The sequence below is a fragment of the Alkalihalobacillus alcalophilus ATCC 27647 = CGMCC 1.3604 genome, assembly GCF_000292245.2.
In the GTDB taxonomy this organism is placed as follows: Bacteria; Bacillota; Bacilli; order Bacillales; family Bacillaceae_D; genus Alkalihalobacillus; species Alkalihalobacillus alcalophilus.
In genome coordinates this window covers 34,042-50,550 of record NZ_ALPT02000011.1, presented here as the reverse complement: position 1 = coordinate 50,550, position 16,509 = coordinate 34,042, and the positions used below count along the sequence as shown (strand labels likewise).

The 16,509-nt window shown below is 35.2% G+C and carries 19 protein-coding genes and 1 pseudogene; 16 read left to right on the top strand and 4 right to left on the bottom strand.

What is annotated here, in order from left to right; translation table 11 throughout:
- Positions 1-92 precede the first annotated feature (92 nt).
- Both BALCAV_RS04515 and BALCAV_RS04510 read left to right on the top strand, forming a co-directional pair.
- Complete coding sequence (locus tag BALCAV_RS04515) at positions 93-569, top strand: DUF2975 domain-containing protein (RefSeq protein WP_003323749.1); 477 nt, start codon at positions 93-95, stop codon at positions 567-569.
- Positions 570-579: 10 nt separating this feature from the next.
- Positions 580-795, top strand: coding sequence for a helix-turn-helix domain-containing protein (locus tag BALCAV_RS04510; RefSeq protein WP_003323750.1), 216 nt, complete (start codon positions 580-582; stop codon positions 793-795).
- 397 nt (positions 796-1,192) lie between these two features.
- On the opposite strand, the gene BALCAV_RS04505 is transcribed toward BALCAV_RS04510, so the two are convergent.
- Complete coding sequence (locus BALCAV_RS04505) at positions 1,193-2,572, bottom strand: aminotransferase-like domain-containing protein (RefSeq protein WP_003323751.1); 1,380 nt, start codon at positions 2,570-2,572, stop codon at positions 1,193-1,195.
- 114 nt (positions 2,573-2,686) lie between these two features.
- Here BALCAV_RS04505 and BALCAV_RS04500 point away from each other — a divergent pair, with 114 nt between their 5' ends.
- The 3 genes from BALCAV_RS04500 to BALCAV_RS04490 all read left to right on the top strand — a co-directional run bounded on the left by BALCAV_RS04500 (position 2,687) and on the right by BALCAV_RS04490 (position 4,603).
- Positions 2,687-3,310 (top strand): LysE/ArgO family amino acid transporter, encoded by a 624-nt coding sequence (locus BALCAV_RS04500; RefSeq protein WP_003323752.1) that lies wholly within the window; start codon positions 2,687-2,689, stop codon positions 3,308-3,310.
- Positions 3,311-3,507: 197 nt separating this feature from the next.
- Positions 3,508-4,125 carry a GNAT family N-acetyltransferase gene (locus BALCAV_RS04495; RefSeq protein ID WP_003323753.1) on the top strand — a complete coding sequence of 206 codons (618 nt, stop codon included), beginning with the start codon at positions 3,508-3,510 and terminating at the stop codon, positions 4,123-4,125.
- A gap of 37 nt (positions 4,126-4,162) precedes the next feature.
- Positions 4,163-4,603 (top strand): GNAT family N-acetyltransferase, encoded by a 441-nt coding sequence (locus tag BALCAV_RS04490; protein WP_003323755.1) that lies wholly within the window; start codon positions 4,163-4,165, stop codon positions 4,601-4,603.
- Between the two features lie 365 nt (positions 4,604-4,968).
- Here the strand turns inward: BALCAV_RS04490 and BALCAV_RS04485 are convergent, their stop codons facing one another.
- On the bottom strand, positions 4,969-5,286 hold the full coding sequence (locus tag BALCAV_RS04485; protein WP_003323059.1) for a hypothetical protein: 318 nt from the start codon (positions 5,284-5,286) through the stop codon (positions 4,969-4,971).
- Between the two features lie 311 nt (positions 5,287-5,597).
- Positions 5,598-6,191, bottom strand: coding sequence for a PIN domain-containing protein (locus BALCAV_RS04480; protein ID WP_003323060.1), 594 nt, complete (start codon positions 6,189-6,191; stop codon positions 5,598-5,600).
- Positions 6,192-6,365: 174 nt separating this feature from the next.
- Here BALCAV_RS04480 and BALCAV_RS04475 point away from each other — a divergent pair, with 174 nt between their 5' ends.
- On the top strand, positions 6,366-6,914 hold the full coding sequence (locus BALCAV_RS04475) for a GNAT family N-acetyltransferase (protein ID WP_003323062.1): 549 nt from the start codon (positions 6,366-6,368) through the stop codon (positions 6,912-6,914).
- Between the two features lie 121 nt (positions 6,915-7,035).
- Positions 7,036-7,569 (top strand): GNAT family N-acetyltransferase, encoded by a 534-nt coding sequence (locus BALCAV_RS04470; protein WP_003323063.1) that lies wholly within the window; start codon positions 7,036-7,038, stop codon positions 7,567-7,569.
- Positions 7,570-7,781: 212 nt separating this feature from the next.
- Here BALCAV_RS04470 and rsgA read toward each other — a convergent pair whose 3' ends face one another.
- Positions 7,782-8,834 (bottom strand): ribosome small subunit-dependent GTPase A, encoded by a 1,053-nt coding sequence (gene rsgA / locus BALCAV_RS04465; RefSeq protein WP_003323064.1) that lies wholly within the window; start codon positions 8,832-8,834, stop codon positions 7,782-7,784.
- A 394-nt stretch (positions 8,835-9,228) separates the two neighbouring features.
- Here rsgA and BALCAV_RS04460 point away from each other — a divergent pair, with 394 nt between their 5' ends.
- From BALCAV_RS04460 to BALCAV_RS04425, 9 genes and pseudogenes are all read left to right on the top strand, one after another.
- Positions 9,229-10,230 carry a glycosyltransferase family protein gene (locus BALCAV_RS04460; RefSeq protein ID WP_003323065.1) on the top strand — a complete coding sequence of 334 codons (1,002 nt, stop codon included), beginning with the start codon at positions 9,229-9,231 and terminating at the stop codon, positions 10,228-10,230.
- Positions 10,231-10,689: 459 nt separating this feature from the next.
- Positions 10,690-11,409: a metallophosphoesterase family protein gene (locus BALCAV_RS04455; protein WP_003323066.1), complete on the top strand. Its 720-nt coding sequence runs from the start codon at positions 10,690-10,692 to the stop codon at positions 11,407-11,409.
- A 42-nt stretch (positions 11,410-11,451) separates the two neighbouring features.
- Positions 11,452-12,024 carry a GNAT family N-acetyltransferase gene (locus BALCAV_RS04450; protein ID WP_003323067.1) on the top strand — a complete coding sequence of 191 codons (573 nt, stop codon included), beginning with the start codon at positions 11,452-11,454 and terminating at the stop codon, positions 12,022-12,024.
- A complete protein-coding gene (locus BALCAV_RS04445; protein WP_003323068.1) occupies positions 12,025-12,426 on the top strand; it encodes a VOC family protein in 402 nt (133 codons plus the stop codon).
- 92 nt (positions 12,427-12,518) lie between these two features.
- Positions 12,519-12,683 carry a hypothetical protein gene (locus BALCAV_RS22530; protein ID WP_168771621.1) on the top strand — a complete coding sequence of 55 codons (165 nt, stop codon included), beginning with the start codon at positions 12,519-12,521 and terminating at the stop codon, positions 12,681-12,683.
- A gap of 320 nt (positions 12,684-13,003) precedes the next feature.
- Positions 13,004-14,449 carry a serine hydrolase domain-containing protein gene (locus BALCAV_RS04440; RefSeq protein ID WP_003323069.1) on the top strand — a complete coding sequence of 482 codons (1,446 nt, stop codon included), beginning with the start codon at positions 13,004-13,006 and terminating at the stop codon, positions 14,447-14,449.
- 257 nt (positions 14,450-14,706) lie between these two features.
- Positions 14,707-15,247 (top strand): annotated as a pseudogene (locus tag BALCAV_RS04435) (GNAT family N-acetyltransferase).
- An 89-nt stretch (positions 15,248-15,336) separates the two neighbouring features.
- A complete protein-coding gene (locus BALCAV_RS04430; RefSeq protein ID WP_003323070.1) occupies positions 15,337-15,669 on the top strand; it encodes a TIGR04104 family putative zinc finger protein in 333 nt (110 codons plus the stop codon).
- 415 nt (positions 15,670-16,084) lie between these two features.
- Positions 16,085-16,504: an Rrf2 family transcriptional regulator gene (locus tag BALCAV_RS04425; RefSeq protein ID WP_003323071.1), complete on the top strand. Its 420-nt coding sequence runs from the start codon at positions 16,085-16,087 to the stop codon at positions 16,502-16,504.
- Positions 16,505-16,509 lie beyond the last annotated feature (5 nt).

The following is a 16,509-nucleotide window of genomic DNA, read 5'->3' as shown; positions in this document are numbered from 1 at the left end:
TTAATATATTGTTGTAAAAGGATAATAATTTATTGTTATTCGATAAAATTTATAATATATTAAAAATAACGATAAACAAGTGAGGTGTTTTTATGGTACGAGGGAAAACGATTTTTTTAAAGGTAGTTGTTATTCTGATTGGGATTATTATATTTGCTTTGTCTATATTTTGGTTACCTTGGATAGCTAATGAATCGGTAAAAGTGGCTCCTGAATATGCGTATTTACATTATCCGGTCTTAATTGGTTTATATGTAACGACAATTCCATTTTTCTTTGCTTTATACCAAGCATTAAGGCTTTTAAAATACATTGATAAAAATAGTGTCTTCTCAACCTCCTCTGTAATAGCGTTGAAAAATATTAAATACTGTGCAATGATGATTAGCATTTTATATGTAATGGGGAGTATTCTTCTGGTAACGTTAAATGCATTACATCCTGGAATTGGGCTTGTCGGGATCATTATTATTTTTTCTTCACTAGTTATTGCAGTCTTTTCTGCGGTTCTCCAAACGCTATTAGAAGGTGCTATAGATATAAAACTAGAAAATGATCTGACAGTTTGAGGTGATAACTATGTCGATTATAATCAACATTGATGTGATGTTAGCGAAAAGAAAGATGAGTGTAACAGAGCTATCAGGAAAAGTAGGAATCACGATGGCGAATCTTTCTGTTTTGAAAAATGGCAAGGCAAAAGCGATCCGCCTCTCGACTTTAGATGCGATTTGCAAAGCATTAGACTGTCAACCTGGTGATATTCTTGAATATAAAAAGGACAATGATACTTAAGAAGAAGCTACTTTATAGCTTTGATTTAAATGCCGTTAGAAGGGGATGGATTTATAATGAGAGTTTTGTTTAGTTCCATCCCGTTCATATTAAATTTCTAATTGAATAAATTCGATTAATCATTAATTTGTTCTTTAAGAATAATAGTAAACTTAGGTCTAAATGTTATTTCTACAGACGTAACAAAACGCTCAGACATACCGATAATATATCTTCTATAAGGAACTCAATCTGGAGACGAAAAGAAGACAAGTGGCAAATGGTTTTTCATCAAGGAACACCGACGACAGTTTAGATGAATTAGAAATACAGAATTAAAAGAGCATTAAGTTATTTTCCTGATTGTATGTTGGCTCCATTCTGAAAACGGGGCTTACGATAACTAGGTACTAAGTTATTAAATAACCTTCATTACTTCTTCATATAACAGTGATAATCCATGTTCCATCTCTTCAAATGTGCAGTACGCAAATGACAGTCTTAAGTGGTAATAGTCTTTTGGGTAATAAAGATAGCCTGGGTTGATTAAAATGTTTTTCTTAAGCAAATTTTGAAAAAGGGATTTCGTAATGACAGGCTTTTCAAATTTTATCCAAATATAATAGCCACCTTTGGGAGTGTTCCATGTTGAAATAGGTGAAAAAAGTTTTTCTAATAGATTCTCCATAAAAGAGGCCCGCTCTTTTAATTGTTGGCGTAGGTGAGTCACATGATCATCATAGGCAGCTGTGTTTAATAAATTCGAAATCACTTGTTGTGATAATGTACTACATCCGTAATCAAGCTGCATTTTTAAGTCTGCTAGCCGATTGATGACCAATGTTGGAGCGACAACCCAACCAATTCTTAGTCCTGGGCTTATAACCTTCGATACACTACCGATATAAATCACTTGGCCATCATGGTCGAAGGACTTCAGTGCATTTGGGGCATGTTCAAAGGTTAATTCATGATAAACATCATCTTCAATAATCGGCATGTTTGTGGAAGAGAGAATTTCTTTCCTTTCTTCTATGTTTAAAATGTCACCAGTAGGATTATTTAATGTTGGGATCGTATAGTAAAACCCTTTGTTCTGGTTATCCTTTAATTGTGCACAATATAATGAATGTACAGAAGGAATCGATGGCAAATAAGAAGGCCGATCATAAAAAATGTAGGACTTGGCGTCTAACAAACCTAACGAGATTAACTGTAAGGCTTGCAAGGCTCCAGACACGATTAAAATGTTTTCAGGTGATGTGTGTAATCCTCTTTTGAGAAGATGCTTGGACAAAGACTCGCGTAATACCAGGTCCCCTTGTGACTCAGAATAGCCTAAATTGGTTGAGTCTAGCTGGATATTTACTATTGCATTTTTGATTAATTTAGCGGGCATTAAATCTGGTGACATTTCCCCTGTCCCTAAACGAATAATTCCAGGTGAAAATTCATACTCATTCACTTTCTGAATCGTGTCGAGGTTTGATTTATACAAGCCTTGATTGATCGTTCTAGACCAATTTAATTTTGGTTGGTTCTTAATAAATTGATTCCAGCTTTTGCTCTTTACATAAGTATATCCACCTTGTTTTGAAGCAAGAATGCCCTCTGCTTTTAATTCCTCCAATACTTGAATAATCGTACTCCTATTTACTTCTAACTGTTCAGCAAGTTTTCGCTGTGTCGGTAGCTTTTCACCGATGACCCATTCGCCCTGATTAATTTTGGTAATCATCCATGATTTAATTTGTTCGTATAGACTTTGAGAAGACGAACGGTTTGGTTTCCAACTCATCATTAAAACTCCTTATAAAATTGGTTGGTTTGATCTTTTATTAATTGGTTGTTTTCCTTCTTTTGTCTTTAGCATATCATCGTCGGTAGAGCAAAAGAAAGGGGAATATCCAACATGATTATTGCTTTTATTCACGGTTTTATTTTATCACTTGGTTTAATTCTACCGCTTGGTCCACAAAATTTATTTATCTTTAATCAAGGCGCTACTCAGCCCAAGTGGGTACAAACACTGCCAGTCGTCATTACAGCTGCTCTTTGTGATACGGTGTTAATTATATTGGCGGTGATGGGTGTCTCTGTATTTGTGATGACGTTTCCGACAGTGCAACTCATTTTATATTTAGTTGGCTTTCTCTTTTTACTTTATATGGGGTTCACGATTTGGAAAACGTCCAACCACACTGTCCATGAGAAATCGAGAGCTCTTTCTACTCGAAAGCAGGTAACATTTGCGATGTCGGTTTCCTTATTAAATCCTCATGCTCTGATGGATACAGTCGGTGTGATTGGAACAAGCTCACTTCCTTATCAATTAATAGAAGAAAAAATCGCCTTTACTATAGCTTGTATCTTAGTTTCATGGATTGTGTTCTTATTACTCTCCTATCTTGGAAAAGTGGTAAAGAGACTGGACCAGTCAGGGAAGTGGTTAAACCTTATTAATAAAATATCGGCTCTTTTTATTTGGGCGGTGGCTTTGTTGATTGGTTATTATTTGTTGTCTTTAGTATCGTAAATAAGAAAGGAACAAAATGAGGTAGGTGAGTCTTATTAAGTTTGATAAATTCTGATAACTTAGGCTTTTAAGTAAGGCGATGTAGCTATTAAATTGGAAATTCATGCTATAATGACTGAAATAGATATCTAATAATCCAAGTAAATGGGTCCACACTTAATAAAACAGGTCGGTCTAAACATGTGGAAGGAGCTTTTATGAAGATTAGACAATATAAAAAAGAAGATGAAACAGGATGGATTCGATGTCGCGTTTTAGCTTTTTTAGATACGGCTTATTTTGACAATGTACTGAAGGAAAAAGAAACGTATGAAAATCCAGCCATTGAATTAGTCTCTATTGTTGATAACCAAATAGTTGGATTATTAGACATTGAATATGAGCTTAAGAGAAAAACGATATGTTCAAAAAGTACGGGGCTTGGTGGAATGATCTGGCATATAGCTGTGCACCCTGACTTTCGTCGAAAAGGGATAGCTTCCAAACTTTTACATGAGGCTGAAATAATAGCTCAAAGAAAAGGACTTCATTATTTTGAAGCGTGGACAAGAGATGATGACTGGGTAAATGATTGGTATAACAAACAAGGTTTTGCAAATGTTCATTCTTATTTACATGTTTATCTGGAAACAAGTGATGAAATAAAAAGAACATTGGTAGGTAAGTTTCCTGACCTCCATCCTATCCAGGCTTTTGCCCATTTCGTTGGAGATAAAAAAGAGTTTATGAAAGAGCAGTTTCAAAGAGTCCATGAATGCATTTGTTATCAAAAAGTGTTCACTAATAGTCGGACCAAAATGGTTCCCGAATTGTAACTATCAAATTATCAAAAAGAAATGGAAGTGAAGGTCGTTGGAAATTTATCAAGCTACTATGGAAGATTTAGAAGGGGTATCCGTTTTATTTAATCATTATCGGCAGTTTTATGAACAAGCATCTGATCTTGAGGGGGCTAAAACTTACTTAACAGTTCGTCTGGAGAAAAAAGATTCAGTCATATTTGTAGTGAAAGAAGATAAGTATTATTTAGGGTTTACCCAGCTTTATCCAACTTTTTCTTCTATATCTATGAAAAGAGCGTGGATTTTAAATGATTTGTATATTGCTAGTGAAGCACGTAAGCGTGGCCTAGGTGAACAATTATTAGAGAAAGCAAAGAAATTTGCGATCGAAACGGGAGCGGTGAGTCTTAGTTTGAGTACTGCACCAGATAATCAAGCAGCACAGAGGCTTTATGAAAAAAATGGTTATCAAAAGGATACGAATTTTTATCATTATGAGCTCGGATTGTAGCTAAAGAGATACTACTAAACCAAAGAGGCTGGGACAAAACCAATAAAAAAAGAGTTGAATGACTAAAATGACGATCATTTAACTTTTTTATTGGAAATTTCTTATTTTATATTACAAAAGGAATGAAAAGATTCATCCTCTGTCTTAGCGGACGAAAACATGCGAAGACTCCCGTGGGACCTAGTGGCAGGGCTGAAATCCACCGGCTTAGCCGGTTAGTTCAGTGCCACCCCACAGGACGCGAAGCATGATTTTCGGGAGCGGTGAGTCGAACGCCATCCACTACGATTCCAATAAACGTTACCTGTTTTTCGTATCAGAAGAGGGTTCTGTCCCAGCCTCTAGATTTAAGATTTTTTCTCTCATTAAAAAGGATTCTCTCCTTTTATAAATGGAATGACCAGAATAAAAATAGATACACCTAATAAAGCCCAAGACATTTTAGAGGTTAAAAAATCGTTATAAAATTTCACATTTTTAAAGAACACGAGCCCCATTAATAAGGCATATAGAACAAACAAGAAATAGGATAATCCAAACCAATTAACCCAAATATTTCCCGTGAATGTAATTCCGTAAGTTCCATAGAATCTCTCACCAAAGTTATACACTAAATACAAACCAATGGCCACGAAGAAGAATAACTCAATCGATCTGCCTACATCTTTTATAAATACTTTCATCATCAACACCTCTCTTTATCTATTTAATTATTAAAAAACACCCCGAGAAATCCTGCAACGATTAAGAGCAGCCAACCGATCACTATAATTAGTAACCCTATTTTTAGTGTTTTTTTCATTTTTCCTCCAATCCAACATAATGATATGTATCAATTATACATTAATGTTAATTTAATGGGTGTATAGACTGAATTAAATGAACGTGGGGGTGGGTTGAGGTATGAAAATTAGTAAATGGTCAGCGGTTTTAAGCATTCTTTGTGCTATAATCTATAAAATAAAAAAACAGCTAATAACATTTAATTAAGTTATTAGTAACACTTGTTCAAGTCGTTATACAAGTGGGTAAATTCAGGATCATTCCAGACTAAATCATACAGAGTTTGTGATATTTTTAAGTACTGCCCTTCTTCTAAATCATATAAAATTTGTTGCTTTGGTTGGGCTAAGAAAAGCAATAGAATAAATTCTCGGGTATTATTTGTAACCATAACGGAATCCGTTTTTAGGGCTGAGCCTAATATTCGGGCATCTGAGGCTGATGGAAAGCGGAAATTTTTATTGATTTCCTGAGTTAAAGGAGTGCGGTAACGTGTTGTGACAATGGCGGCCATTCTACGGATCAATTTTTCTTCTTCATAGTTAATATCATTTGGCACAACTTTTAGCTGTGGCAAAAAGGCTTCAATATTTTCTATTTCCCGCTCATTATGAAACACTTCTCGAAATCCGTACATTTGGTTGATGAGCTCTTCCTTGACCTCTTCAGGGATGACTAAGTGAACTTCATTTATTTTCTTTTCTTCCTCGACCATCTGAAAAAAACGTTTGGAAGCCTTTTTTAAGTGTTTATTTTTAGAGACAGTATAGCGAATACAATTAGTATCTAGCATGTATTGTTTCATTAGAAGTCGGCTTCCTTTCAAGTCTTTTCTATAGTATAGCAGTTATGGGACGAAGGGAGGTAGGAGAAAGGAATAAATGATTATTAAATCTATTTTATCAATTAATAGGATAATGTATGATATGATAAAGTTAATTTACAGAATATTGGATTTATAAGGGGGGGGGGTGAGTGTTTGTTTTCCTTTAAGATCGACCAGAAAATAACAGTAGAATTAATCCAACAACACCAAAAAGAAGAGTTATTTGAATTAGTGGATTCCAATCGACAACATTTAAGACCATGGCTGCTTTGGGTAGATAAAAGGAAGACCCCTGATGATTTTGAACCAATAATTAAAATGTGGATCCATAACTATGCAGAAAATAATGGGTTTGATGCAGGAATCCGCTATGATGGTAAATTGATTGGTATGGTTTGTCTGCATTTTATTGATTGGAAGAATAGTAGCACAAGTATTGGTTACTTTCTAGCTGAAAATATGCAAGGAAAAGGTATCATCACAAAAACGGTATGTGTTCTTTTAAAATATTTATTTGAAGAAATTAATTTAAATCGAGTGGAAATCCAATGTGCAGTCAATAATGAAAAAAGCAGAACAATTCCCGAGAAGTTAGGTTTTCAAAAAGAGGGAATAAAAAGGCAAGGACAATGGTTGTATGATCATTTTGAAGATCTAGTGACATATAGTTTATTAAAAAGTGATTGGAAAAAGTTTAAGTAAAAAGGAACTTCCTTTTTTTACAAAATGTTCCTTAAATTAATTTAAGTCATTTTAGTTTTGGATTTTATGAAAGAGCAAGTTGTTTTTTATAAATAGTTAATGAAAGGAAGGGCAGATTTAGTTGAGTATTGAGTTTACATTAACAGCTATTCCTTATGAGGATAAGTCGATTTTAGAAAAGCTGATTCAGTTGTATCGATATGATAGCAGTGAATGTGAGGGGCACTCTTTGACAGAGCATGGGGTGTATTCTTATAAATATTTAGACCATCAATGGACGGAGGATTATCGGAGACCACTGTTAATTAAGGTGAATGGCGAAATTGCTGGTTTTGTTTTGCTAATTTTAGATGTACCAAAAGCATATACAAAATTAAATAAAGCAGAAACAACACATGTGATGAGCGACTTTTTTATTATGAGGAAGTTTAGAAAGCAGGGGCTCGGACTCAAAGTTGCTCATCAAGTTTTTAATCAATATAGAGGGAATTGGGAAATTAAGCAGACTGCTAAAAATATAGCGGCACAACATTTTTGGAGAAAAGTAGTAAGTGGTTATCGTGATGGGGAAGTTTTAAAAGAAGATTATTTAGACAATGAACATTGGAAGGGACCGGTTATTGCTTTTAAAGGATTTCGGGAAAGTCAACTATGATTATTGAGAAAATGATATGAGATGATTAAAATTAATAAAAGACCGGTCATAATACAAGTAAGAAAACAGACGATAAAAAGACCATTAGTGCTGCTCCACTAATGGTCGTGCAATAGTCAATCCTTCAAAGAGGATTAGCTAGCTATAACTAGGAAAACTAAGCTTCCCTAAAACGAGCCGTTCACTCATTAGGGGGCTTATTTTTTTAAATCTTAATATTTATCCTTTTTCCTCTTTTGCGTGACTTTCTTCCAGCGCTTCTTTTCTTCTGAAGCGAGTCGTGCATTTTGCTTTCGCTCGGCATAGGCTAGTTCTCGTTGAAGCTTAAGGTAGCTCTGCCATCGACTGTTCTCCAATGTCCCGTTCTCAAGGGCAGACAAAACAGCACATCCTGGCTCGGTTTTATGGGAACAATCTGCAAATCGACATTGTTCAAATAAGGTAGAGATATCATTGAATGAGCCACTTAAGGATTGGTCATCTTCCGCCCAAAGCTGCAGCTCCCTCATTCCAGGCGTATCAATAATGACTCCACCAGTTGGCAGAAGGAGAAGCTCACGGTGTGTCGTTGTATGTCTTCCTCTTTTATCCTCAGCACGCACGGCACCTGTTTTTTGAATGTCTGCTTCTAACAAAGCATTAATCAGTGTAGATTTTCCGACGCCAGAGCTGCCAATTAACACAATCGTATCTTCAGTATCAATATGTTCGAGAATCTCCTCTTTACCGTCCATTGTTTCTGCACTCCATAAGAACACGGGTACCCCAAAGGCGATAAGTTCTGCATCCTGTTTGATTTGTTCGCTATTTTCAGCCAAGTCTGCTTTAGAAAATACAATAAACGGGGAAGCTCCATTATCCCAAACGGCTGCCAAATAACGTTCGAGTTTCCGGGCATTTAAAGGTTCCTCCGCACTAACGACGATAAAAACCTTCGTCACATTTGTTGCTACTATCTGCACATCTGTTTTTAATCCGGCAACCTTTCGCGTGATTTTACTATAGCGAGGTAGAATTTCATCGATAATAACTTCATCTGTGGTGGCGACATCTCTAAGAATGACCCAATCACCAACTGCAGGGTAATCCATTCGTGAAAAAGCTTCGTAGTGCATTTTCCCTTTTACAAGTGCAGAGCGAGGCCCTGTAGTTGTCTCGACAATATATCTTCCTTTTTGTTCATTAATGACTCGAGCGAGCAGCTCTTCATTTCCTGTAAAATTAATTTCCTCTTTATAAGCTAAACGTGATTGTAATAAATTCAAATGGTGTTCCTCCTAGTGTTTTTATGCATACAAAAAAAGCCCGGACAAGGTCACCCATCATCCGTGCTACTGCATGCTTAACTAGTTGAAACGATTCTAAATTAACCGATCAATAATTGAGGATGATGGATGAGCATTAAAATAGATGATTGTCTGTTTTTATTTACGTATTTCATATGCCATCACCTTCTTTCCTCTTTAATATTAAAGATCATATAACAATATTTGTATAATGTAAAGGCTGTTTTTTATTAATTTTAAAAATTCTATTTAAATCGAGAGGGTGGATAAATTTCTTTTGGAATTTGGGTTTCATTCCCATTACATCACATATCGTACAAGAATAGGATAAAAAGATGGAGATATATAAGAAACCGTATTAGGGAGTGATGAAATGAAGTATGAAAAAAGGTTAAAAATTCTAATCCTAATCAAACCGTTTTATGAATATTTAAAACATAAACCTAAATGGGACATGATTCAAGCCCTTGAAAAAATAGCCACTGTTCGCTACTGGCATGAAGATGGCCATATTAATGAAATAATCGATTTTTTGAAATTTGAGCCAGATTTTATCTTACATTATGATATTGCATGGAGGAACGGCCTTAGTCCTAATATTACCGGATTGGAAGACGTAAACATTCCCAAAGGTGCCTATGTGATTGACCTTCACTGGGATCCAGATAAAAGAATAGAGTATATAAGAAATAACCGAATTGATCTTATTTTTTCTCCAACTAAAAACCCTTTTTTAAAAGTATTTCCACAATTTGAAGAGAAGTTAAGTTGGGTACCTTGGGCGATTAATCAAGAGGTAATGAAAGACTGGAAGCAACCAAAAGACATTCAATCATTATTATTAGGTCTTGTTCACACTACTTCAGAAGAAATGCAAGAAAAGAATGTGGCAGTGCCCAAAATGATTCCACCAAAAGGTAGGTATGAGTTCCGCGATCAAGTGCTGAAACGTATGCTAGGAGAGAATGGTTTTGTTTTTCATCCCCATCCAGGACATCGTGTAACGGAAGAAGAAAATAATTTTGTTAAGGAAGCTTATGCGAAAGAACTGAATCGTGCCAAAATCTTTTATACTTGTGGAAGTCGGAATGAGACAGGTGGCATTGCCGTCCTTAAATTTTTCGAGGCATTGGCTTGTAATACCTTGCTTTTAGCTGAAACGAATGAGGACATTGAAGAATTAGGTTTTATTGATGGAAAGAATTTTGTTGCTTGTACAGTTGATGATTTCTATGAAAAAACGATGTACTATTTAACAAATAAAGCAGAAAGACAGGCAATTACGGCGAATGGATATCAGTTTGCTCATCAAAATCATACGATTGAGCATCGGGCTGTGGAAATGCTTGAGGCAATAAAAAAGGTCGTAAAATAAGGGAAATGAGAAATGATGTTTTACTAGGTTAAGGTTCAATAGTCTTCAAAAATCACATAGTATCCAATAAAAAGCTCAGATTATTCTGGGCTTTTTTCTGTTAAAGCTACTGAGTATTGAACAGATAGTACATAGGTGGGCGAGAGCCTGATAGGGACCGTAATCATGAAGAAGCGAGATTTTTTAATAGGCACTGTAATTTTAGCTGAATTATCTCACTACAAAGGTATTTGGGAGGAGTTGTCGAATGTAAATATTAGTAATTTTCTTGTGGCTTTTAGTAACGACTATGAATGTAGAAAAAATTATTAGAGATTGAGAATCGTAATATCTTAATAAAGATAACCCTGATGTTTATGATCGTTTCATTTGTTGGCTGGAGCTTGATATTGCTATGTACGGCCTTACGCAACAACAGCGAATTTATAGTTAGTCATTCTCAAATATTGGAGGTACAACATGAAAATAGCAATCATCTCAGATATTCATGGAAATAAAACGGCATTAGAAGCTGTCTTATCAGATATTAGAAGTAGAGGAATAGAGCAAATTTTTTGTTTAGGGGATTTAATTGGAAAAGGTCCACAGGGTTCGGAATGTATTAAACTTGTACAAGAGAATTGTCACAAAGTGATTCGAGGCAACTGGGATACTTTTATCCAAAACCCTTCAGATAGTGAATTTGTTCAGTGGTTTCAAGAAAGGTTAACGGACTCAGATTTTCGGTATTTAAAGTCATTGCCTTTTTCTATTGATGTAGAACTAAAAGGTCAGTTGATTCGTTGTTTTCATGCTTCACCTAGAAGTGAATTTGAACGGATTTTACCATTTCACTCGTCAGAAAAATTACTCTCGATGTTTGAGTATAGTGAAACATTAAATGAAGCTGATCCCGATAGAAGCCCGAATGTTATTTTCTACGGCGATATCCATACTACATTTATGCATACATACAAAAAAGGTATTCTTTGTAATGTTGGAAGCGTTGGCAATTCTCTCGATTTAACCTCAGCGTCTTATGCTATTATTGATGGTACAAGCTCGTTTAATTCCATCCAATTTATCAGAGTTGAGTACGATAAAGAGGCAGAATTAGCGATTGCCGAAAAGTTAGGGCTACCAGATTTAGAAAAATACCGTGATGAAATATTGTTAGGAAAATATCGTCATCCAAAATAGTAGGAAAATGATTTAAAAAACGAGAAAACATAGGAGGGAAAAATGATTAATCGCTTACCCGTTTTAGAAACAGAAAGATTGATACTTAGGGAAGTAGTGGAGAGTGATGCGAAGGACTTGCTTTCTTATTTATCGAAGGAAGAAGTCGTCAAACATATGGGGTTAACTCCTTTTAAAACAATTGATGATGCATTAGAAGAGATCGGTTGGTATCACTCCATTTTAGAAAATAAATCAGGAATGAGATGGGGAATTACGTTAAAAGAAGAAGGAAAAGTGATCGGAAGTTGTGGTTTTTTAAACCGGAGCCACAAACATTATCGAGCCGAGATTGGTTTTGAATTAAGTAATAACCATTGGGGTAAAGGTCTTGCTGGAGAAGCACTTGTACAAGTCGTTCAATATGGATTTGAACAATTAGAATTTGAGAGAATTGAGGCATTAATTGAACCTGCTAACCTAGCATCACAAAAGTTGGTTGAAAAGCACGGCTTTATTCGTGAAGGTTTACTAAGAAACTATGAGTTTACAGCAGGAAAATTTGATGATTTGTATATGTATTCGATGATTAAAGCTGACTTTTTAAATTTACATAGGAAAGTAGAGGAAGGGTAATTGGCAATGGGAGCTATTCATCATATAGAAATCTATGTTTCTGATCTGAAGAGAAGTACTAAGTTCTGGGGCTGGTTATTGGGGGAACTAGGGTATAAAACATTTCAAAAATGGGACGGGGGACAGAGCTGGAAATTAGGAGATTCATACCTCGTTTTTGTACAAGCAGAGGAACGCTTTTTAGACATACGTTATCACCGTTGTCGTGTCGGTTTAAATCATTTGGCTTTTTTTGCAAGTTCAAGAGAACATGTAGATATAATGACTGAGCAGTTAAAAGTAAAGGGGGTAAAGCTCCTCTATCAGGAGAAACATCCTTTTGCAGGTGGTCCTGAATATTATGCGGTTTATTTTGAGGATCCAGACCGTATTAAGGTTGAGTTGGTCGCACCGAGTGAATAAGTCGAGCAAAGCTGATGAAAGTTTATTAATTTTTGATGATTTTATGTTCACTGGCCATTTTCATAAAATATTAGAATAAAGGTGGAACTCAATTGGAGATTGATTTTGGAGTGTTTTTATTTTTTGTATCGATTGTTTTAGGTGCATTAGTGATTAGATGGATTAAAATCATAAAGTTAAATTCAAATTTACAAGTCGAGCAAAATAAAGAAATCATAACTCTTTTAAAAGAAATAAAAGAAGGAAAGAAGCATTAAGTTTTTTAGTATTTTTCTTGCTTTTCAGATAAATTAAAAGTACGATTAATGTGGAGATATTCGAGAGGAGAAAATACGACCAATGGTAACTTTATAATGGATTTTAATGAAATGTGTATATGACCTTGTTTTTTTCTGTTGATAGAAAACAAGGGATAAGTATGCCTTTTTATCCATTATGAAGCCTCTTGTATCGTGTTTTTACAAATACTACAGAGCGCTCATCTTTTTGGGTTGCTCTGGTTTTTTTTTTTTGAATATCTCTTAGATACAGGGCTTTATTTTTCTAATACAAAACGATTAATTGGAGGAATAAAGTGATGTTTATAAAACAAATAACGAATAAACTAGATGAAATCTTAACAGAATTAATGACGAATGAACCGATTCCAGGACTCGCAATTGCGGTCGTTCAGGGAAATCAGAAGACATATATGAACGGTTTTGGAGTGATGAATATGGAGATGAATGAAGCCGTGACGAAGGATACTCTTTTTCATACAGCTTCTATCTCCAAAACATTTGTTGCTTTAGCTATCATGCAATTAGTTGAAAAAGGTGATTTAAACCTTCATGAACCAATTATCTCTTATTTGCCTTATTTCTGCTTAGCAGATAAACGATATCGTTTTATTACAACACGCGATCTATTAAGTCACAGTTCTGGTATCCCTAATGAATATGAATTTAATTGGGAAAATCCTGAATATGACGAGTTGGCAATTGAACGATATGTTAAGAGTAAAAAAAATGAGAAGTTAAACTTTACGCCTAGTGAAAAATTTGAATACAGCAATACGGCCTTTGAAATATTAGGAGATATCATTCAAAAGGTATCTGGTCAACCATTTGAAAAATATGTTGAGGAGCGAATTTTAAAACCTTTAAGAATGAATGAGAGTAGTTTCTTAAAGGCGGCACTTAATAGTAGTAAAATCGCGACTCCACATATTTTATCTATGGACAGTACTTATGGACCTAAAGTTAGTTCCGTTTTTCCTTATAACCGTCGTCATGCCGCTAGCTCGACGTTATGTACAAGCTTAGTGGAAATGACAAATTATGCAATTATGCTACACAATAACGGTTTATTTCAGAAACAATCATTAATCAGTGGAGATTATTTTGTGAAAATGTTTGACCCAATACAAAAGGCAAGTTGGGGAGAAGAGATGGATGAGGTAGGTTTGGCATGGTTTATGGGCAAATATAAAGGCCGTAAGATGTATTCTCATTCAGGCTTGGATACTGGATTTCGTAGCAATTTAATCGTCTTACCAAAGGAAAAAATAAGCATTATCCTTTTTACAAATAATGATTACAGCGGCACGGCTATTATCTGGAAAGCGGTTCTTGATGTTATATTAGGTGAAAAGGTTGAACGGGTAAAACGCTCGCTAGCCCGTTTTTTAGCGAAGTCATTGATAGAGTCGGGGGAGAATCTGACATTTGAAAAATTTGAGCAGATTAAGGGCGGAGAGATAGAGGCTAGCTTTAATGTATTAGAGGCAGAATTAAATTATGTCGCATACGAGCTTTTTGAAGATAAGAAAATAGATGAAGGGATCGCTCTGTTAAAGATGGCAGTAGAGCTTTTCCTAGAATCTACTAATTTACATGATAGCTTAGGTGAGATGTATCAAGCAAAAGGTGACCGCGTGGAAGCTACTCGTTATTTTAAAAAAGCGATCGAGCTAGATCCAACAAATGACGAGGCGATTGAGCATTTGCGAGCACTTGTTGAAGAAGAGTTGAGAGAGGGCTAAGGTTAGTGAAATTGCTCTGAGTGAATGGAACATAAAAAACTTTAGCTTTGGGTTGTCATATACATGATTTGTCACGATTATGGTCCAAGGAATCTATTCAAAATAAAATAATAATGTTATGATATTTCTGACAACTAATGGAAGGTGGGATTTAGATGAAACAGATTTTAGCAACTAAGGTGATTGAAGAGTAGTTAGTATAAGCTATCTTCTTTTCAATCTTGTCGGAATACTAATTAATTGAAAAGAGGATTTGAATGGATACCAATAATGAAGTGACAATTCGTCCAATCATAGAAGCTGATTTACCACGACTTTGGGAGCTCACTTTTAGGGAAGAACAACCCGAATGGAAAAAGTGGGATGCTCCTTATTTTCCTCATAAAGCCAAAACGTATGAGAAGTTTTTTTGAAGATTGTACGAATTGGATTGGAGCAGAAAACATTTGGGTTATAACGGTCAAGGGTGAAATAGTCGGAACCGTCTCATATTATTATGAAGATGCTCAAAAGAACTGGCTTGAAATGGGCATTATTTTTTATCAACCAGGAAATTGGGGTAAGGGACTTGGGACACGTGCTCTCAAACTTTGGATCAGTCATTTATTTCATACAATGCCGTTAGTGCGAGTTGGTTTAACGACATGGTCTGGAAATGAGCGAATGATTCGAGTTGCCGAAAAGCTCGGAATGACAATGGAAGCTCGGATTCGTAAAGTTCGCTTTTATAACAATCAATATTATGATTCTATTCGAATGGGGATTTTACGTGAGGAATGGGAGAAAGCAGCCTATTAAACTAAGCTGTTAACGAGTAGGAAAAAAGAGTTGCTGAGGTAGCTCTTTTTTCATTTAAATGTAGAAAGTGAACATATAGGGGGGAGCAAATGAAAAAAGCGAAATGTTGGAATTGTGGCCATTTATTTAAATGGAGTCAGTTATTTATTTTTTATGATAGGAAAAGTTGTACGAAATGTAAAAAGAATCAATTTTTAACTGCGGAGGCGAGCCAAAGAATACTCGGATTGATTCTTTTAACTTTACCGTTAACGATCATTGCCCTCTTAATCTCAACGCAGTTAGAATTGTCTATTTCCTATTACGCATTAGTTTATATTTTTATGTTATATGCGATTCGACCTTTCCTTTTGGAATTCACTAATGAGAAGCAGCATCCACTTAAATATTTATTTAAACAAGAGGACAAAGATGGTTCCTAATTGAGCCTATATTTTAGAAGGTTGGATATTTTCGGTTATCAAGACCTAAATTGAAAAAAGATAGATAAATTAAAGGGCAAACATATTATATATGACTAATATGTTGTGCCTTTTTTTTCAACTAAAGCTTCAGTTAATGAAAAATCATATTCTCGATGTGTGACCCATGAAATATAATACTTTATGATAATTTTAAAGCTTTAACCAACTTATCCTCAAAGATAATAACATAAGAGAATTATTTCCATTCATTTTCAATTTTAACTCTTTAACATTTTCTAAATACTTAATTTCCAAATAACTGAAATGGGCTTTTAAAACCCCTTAGTTGACTTCCTCCACGTCTAATGATAAATTTATTTAAATTAAAGACATTAAGACTCTTTAATATCTTTTTGTTGTGAGGAGGTTATATATGAAATATTCAAACGCGACAAACTACGCCCTGCATACGATGATTTATTTAATAGTACAGCCTGGGGCAAACACAGTCGGAGTGCAGGAATTAGCTGAAATGCAGCAGCTTTCCCCAACGTACCTTTCTAAAATCTTAACCAAACTTACGAAAGCTGGTTTGATCGAGTCGACGCCTGGTGCGAAGGGAGGCTATAAAATCTCAAGAATCAAGCATGAGATATCCTTTTTGGATGTTATTCATGCGATTGAAGGTGAAACTAGCTTGTTCGACTGCTCCATTCATCACGAAGGCTGCTTGATTGAGAATGTTATGAGGCAGGCAGAGGAAAATATGAAGGATGAACTAAAATCCAAACTTTTGATTGATACTGCTAAAGAAGTAGAATCCAAACAAAACAAAGGAAAAAATTCAAATTAAGGAGT

Coding starts and splice junctions, on each gene's coding strand:
- BALCAV_RS04485 (WP_003323059.1), bottom strand. CDS start 5,286: ATGAAAGTATTTATAAAAGATGTAGGCAGATCGATTGAGTTATTCTTC.
- BALCAV_RS04440 (WP_003323069.1), top strand. CDS start 13,004: ATGTTTATAAAACAAATAACGAATAAACTAGATGAAATCTTAACAGAA.
- BALCAV_RS04515 (WP_003323749.1), top strand. CDS start 93: ATGGTACGAGGGAAAACGATTTTTTTAAAGGTAGTTGTTATTCTGATT.
- BALCAV_RS04480 (WP_003323060.1), bottom strand. CDS start 6,191: ATGAAACAATACATGCTAGATACTAATTGTATTCGCTATACTGTCTCT.
- BALCAV_RS04455 (WP_003323066.1), top strand. CDS start 10,690: ATGAAAATAGCAATCATCTCAGATATTCATGGAAATAAAACGGCATTA.
- BALCAV_RS04500 (WP_003323752.1), top strand. CDS start 2,687: ATGATTATTGCTTTTATTCACGGTTTTATTTTATCACTTGGTTTAATT.
- BALCAV_RS04450 (WP_003323067.1), top strand. CDS start 11,452: ATGATTAATCGCTTACCCGTTTTAGAAACAGAAAGATTGATACTTAGG.
- BALCAV_RS04495 (WP_003323753.1), top strand. CDS start 3,508: ATGAAGATTAGACAATATAAAAAAGAAGATGAAACAGGATGGATTCGA.
- BALCAV_RS04430 (WP_003323070.1), top strand. CDS start 15,337: ATGAAAAAAGCGAAATGTTGGAATTGTGGCCATTTATTTAAATGGAGT.
- BALCAV_RS04505 (WP_003323751.1), bottom strand. CDS start 2,572: ATGAGTTGGAAACCAAACCGTTCGTCTTCTCAAAGTCTATACGAACAA.
- BALCAV_RS04510 (WP_003323750.1), top strand. CDS start 580: ATGTCGATTATAATCAACATTGATGTGATGTTAGCGAAAAGAAAGATG.
- BALCAV_RS04425 (WP_003323071.1), top strand. CDS start 16,085: ATGAAATATTCAAACGCGACAAACTACGCCCTGCATACGATGATTTAT.
- BALCAV_RS04460 (WP_003323065.1), top strand. CDS start 9,229: ATGAAGTATGAAAAAAGGTTAAAAATTCTAATCCTAATCAAACCGTTT.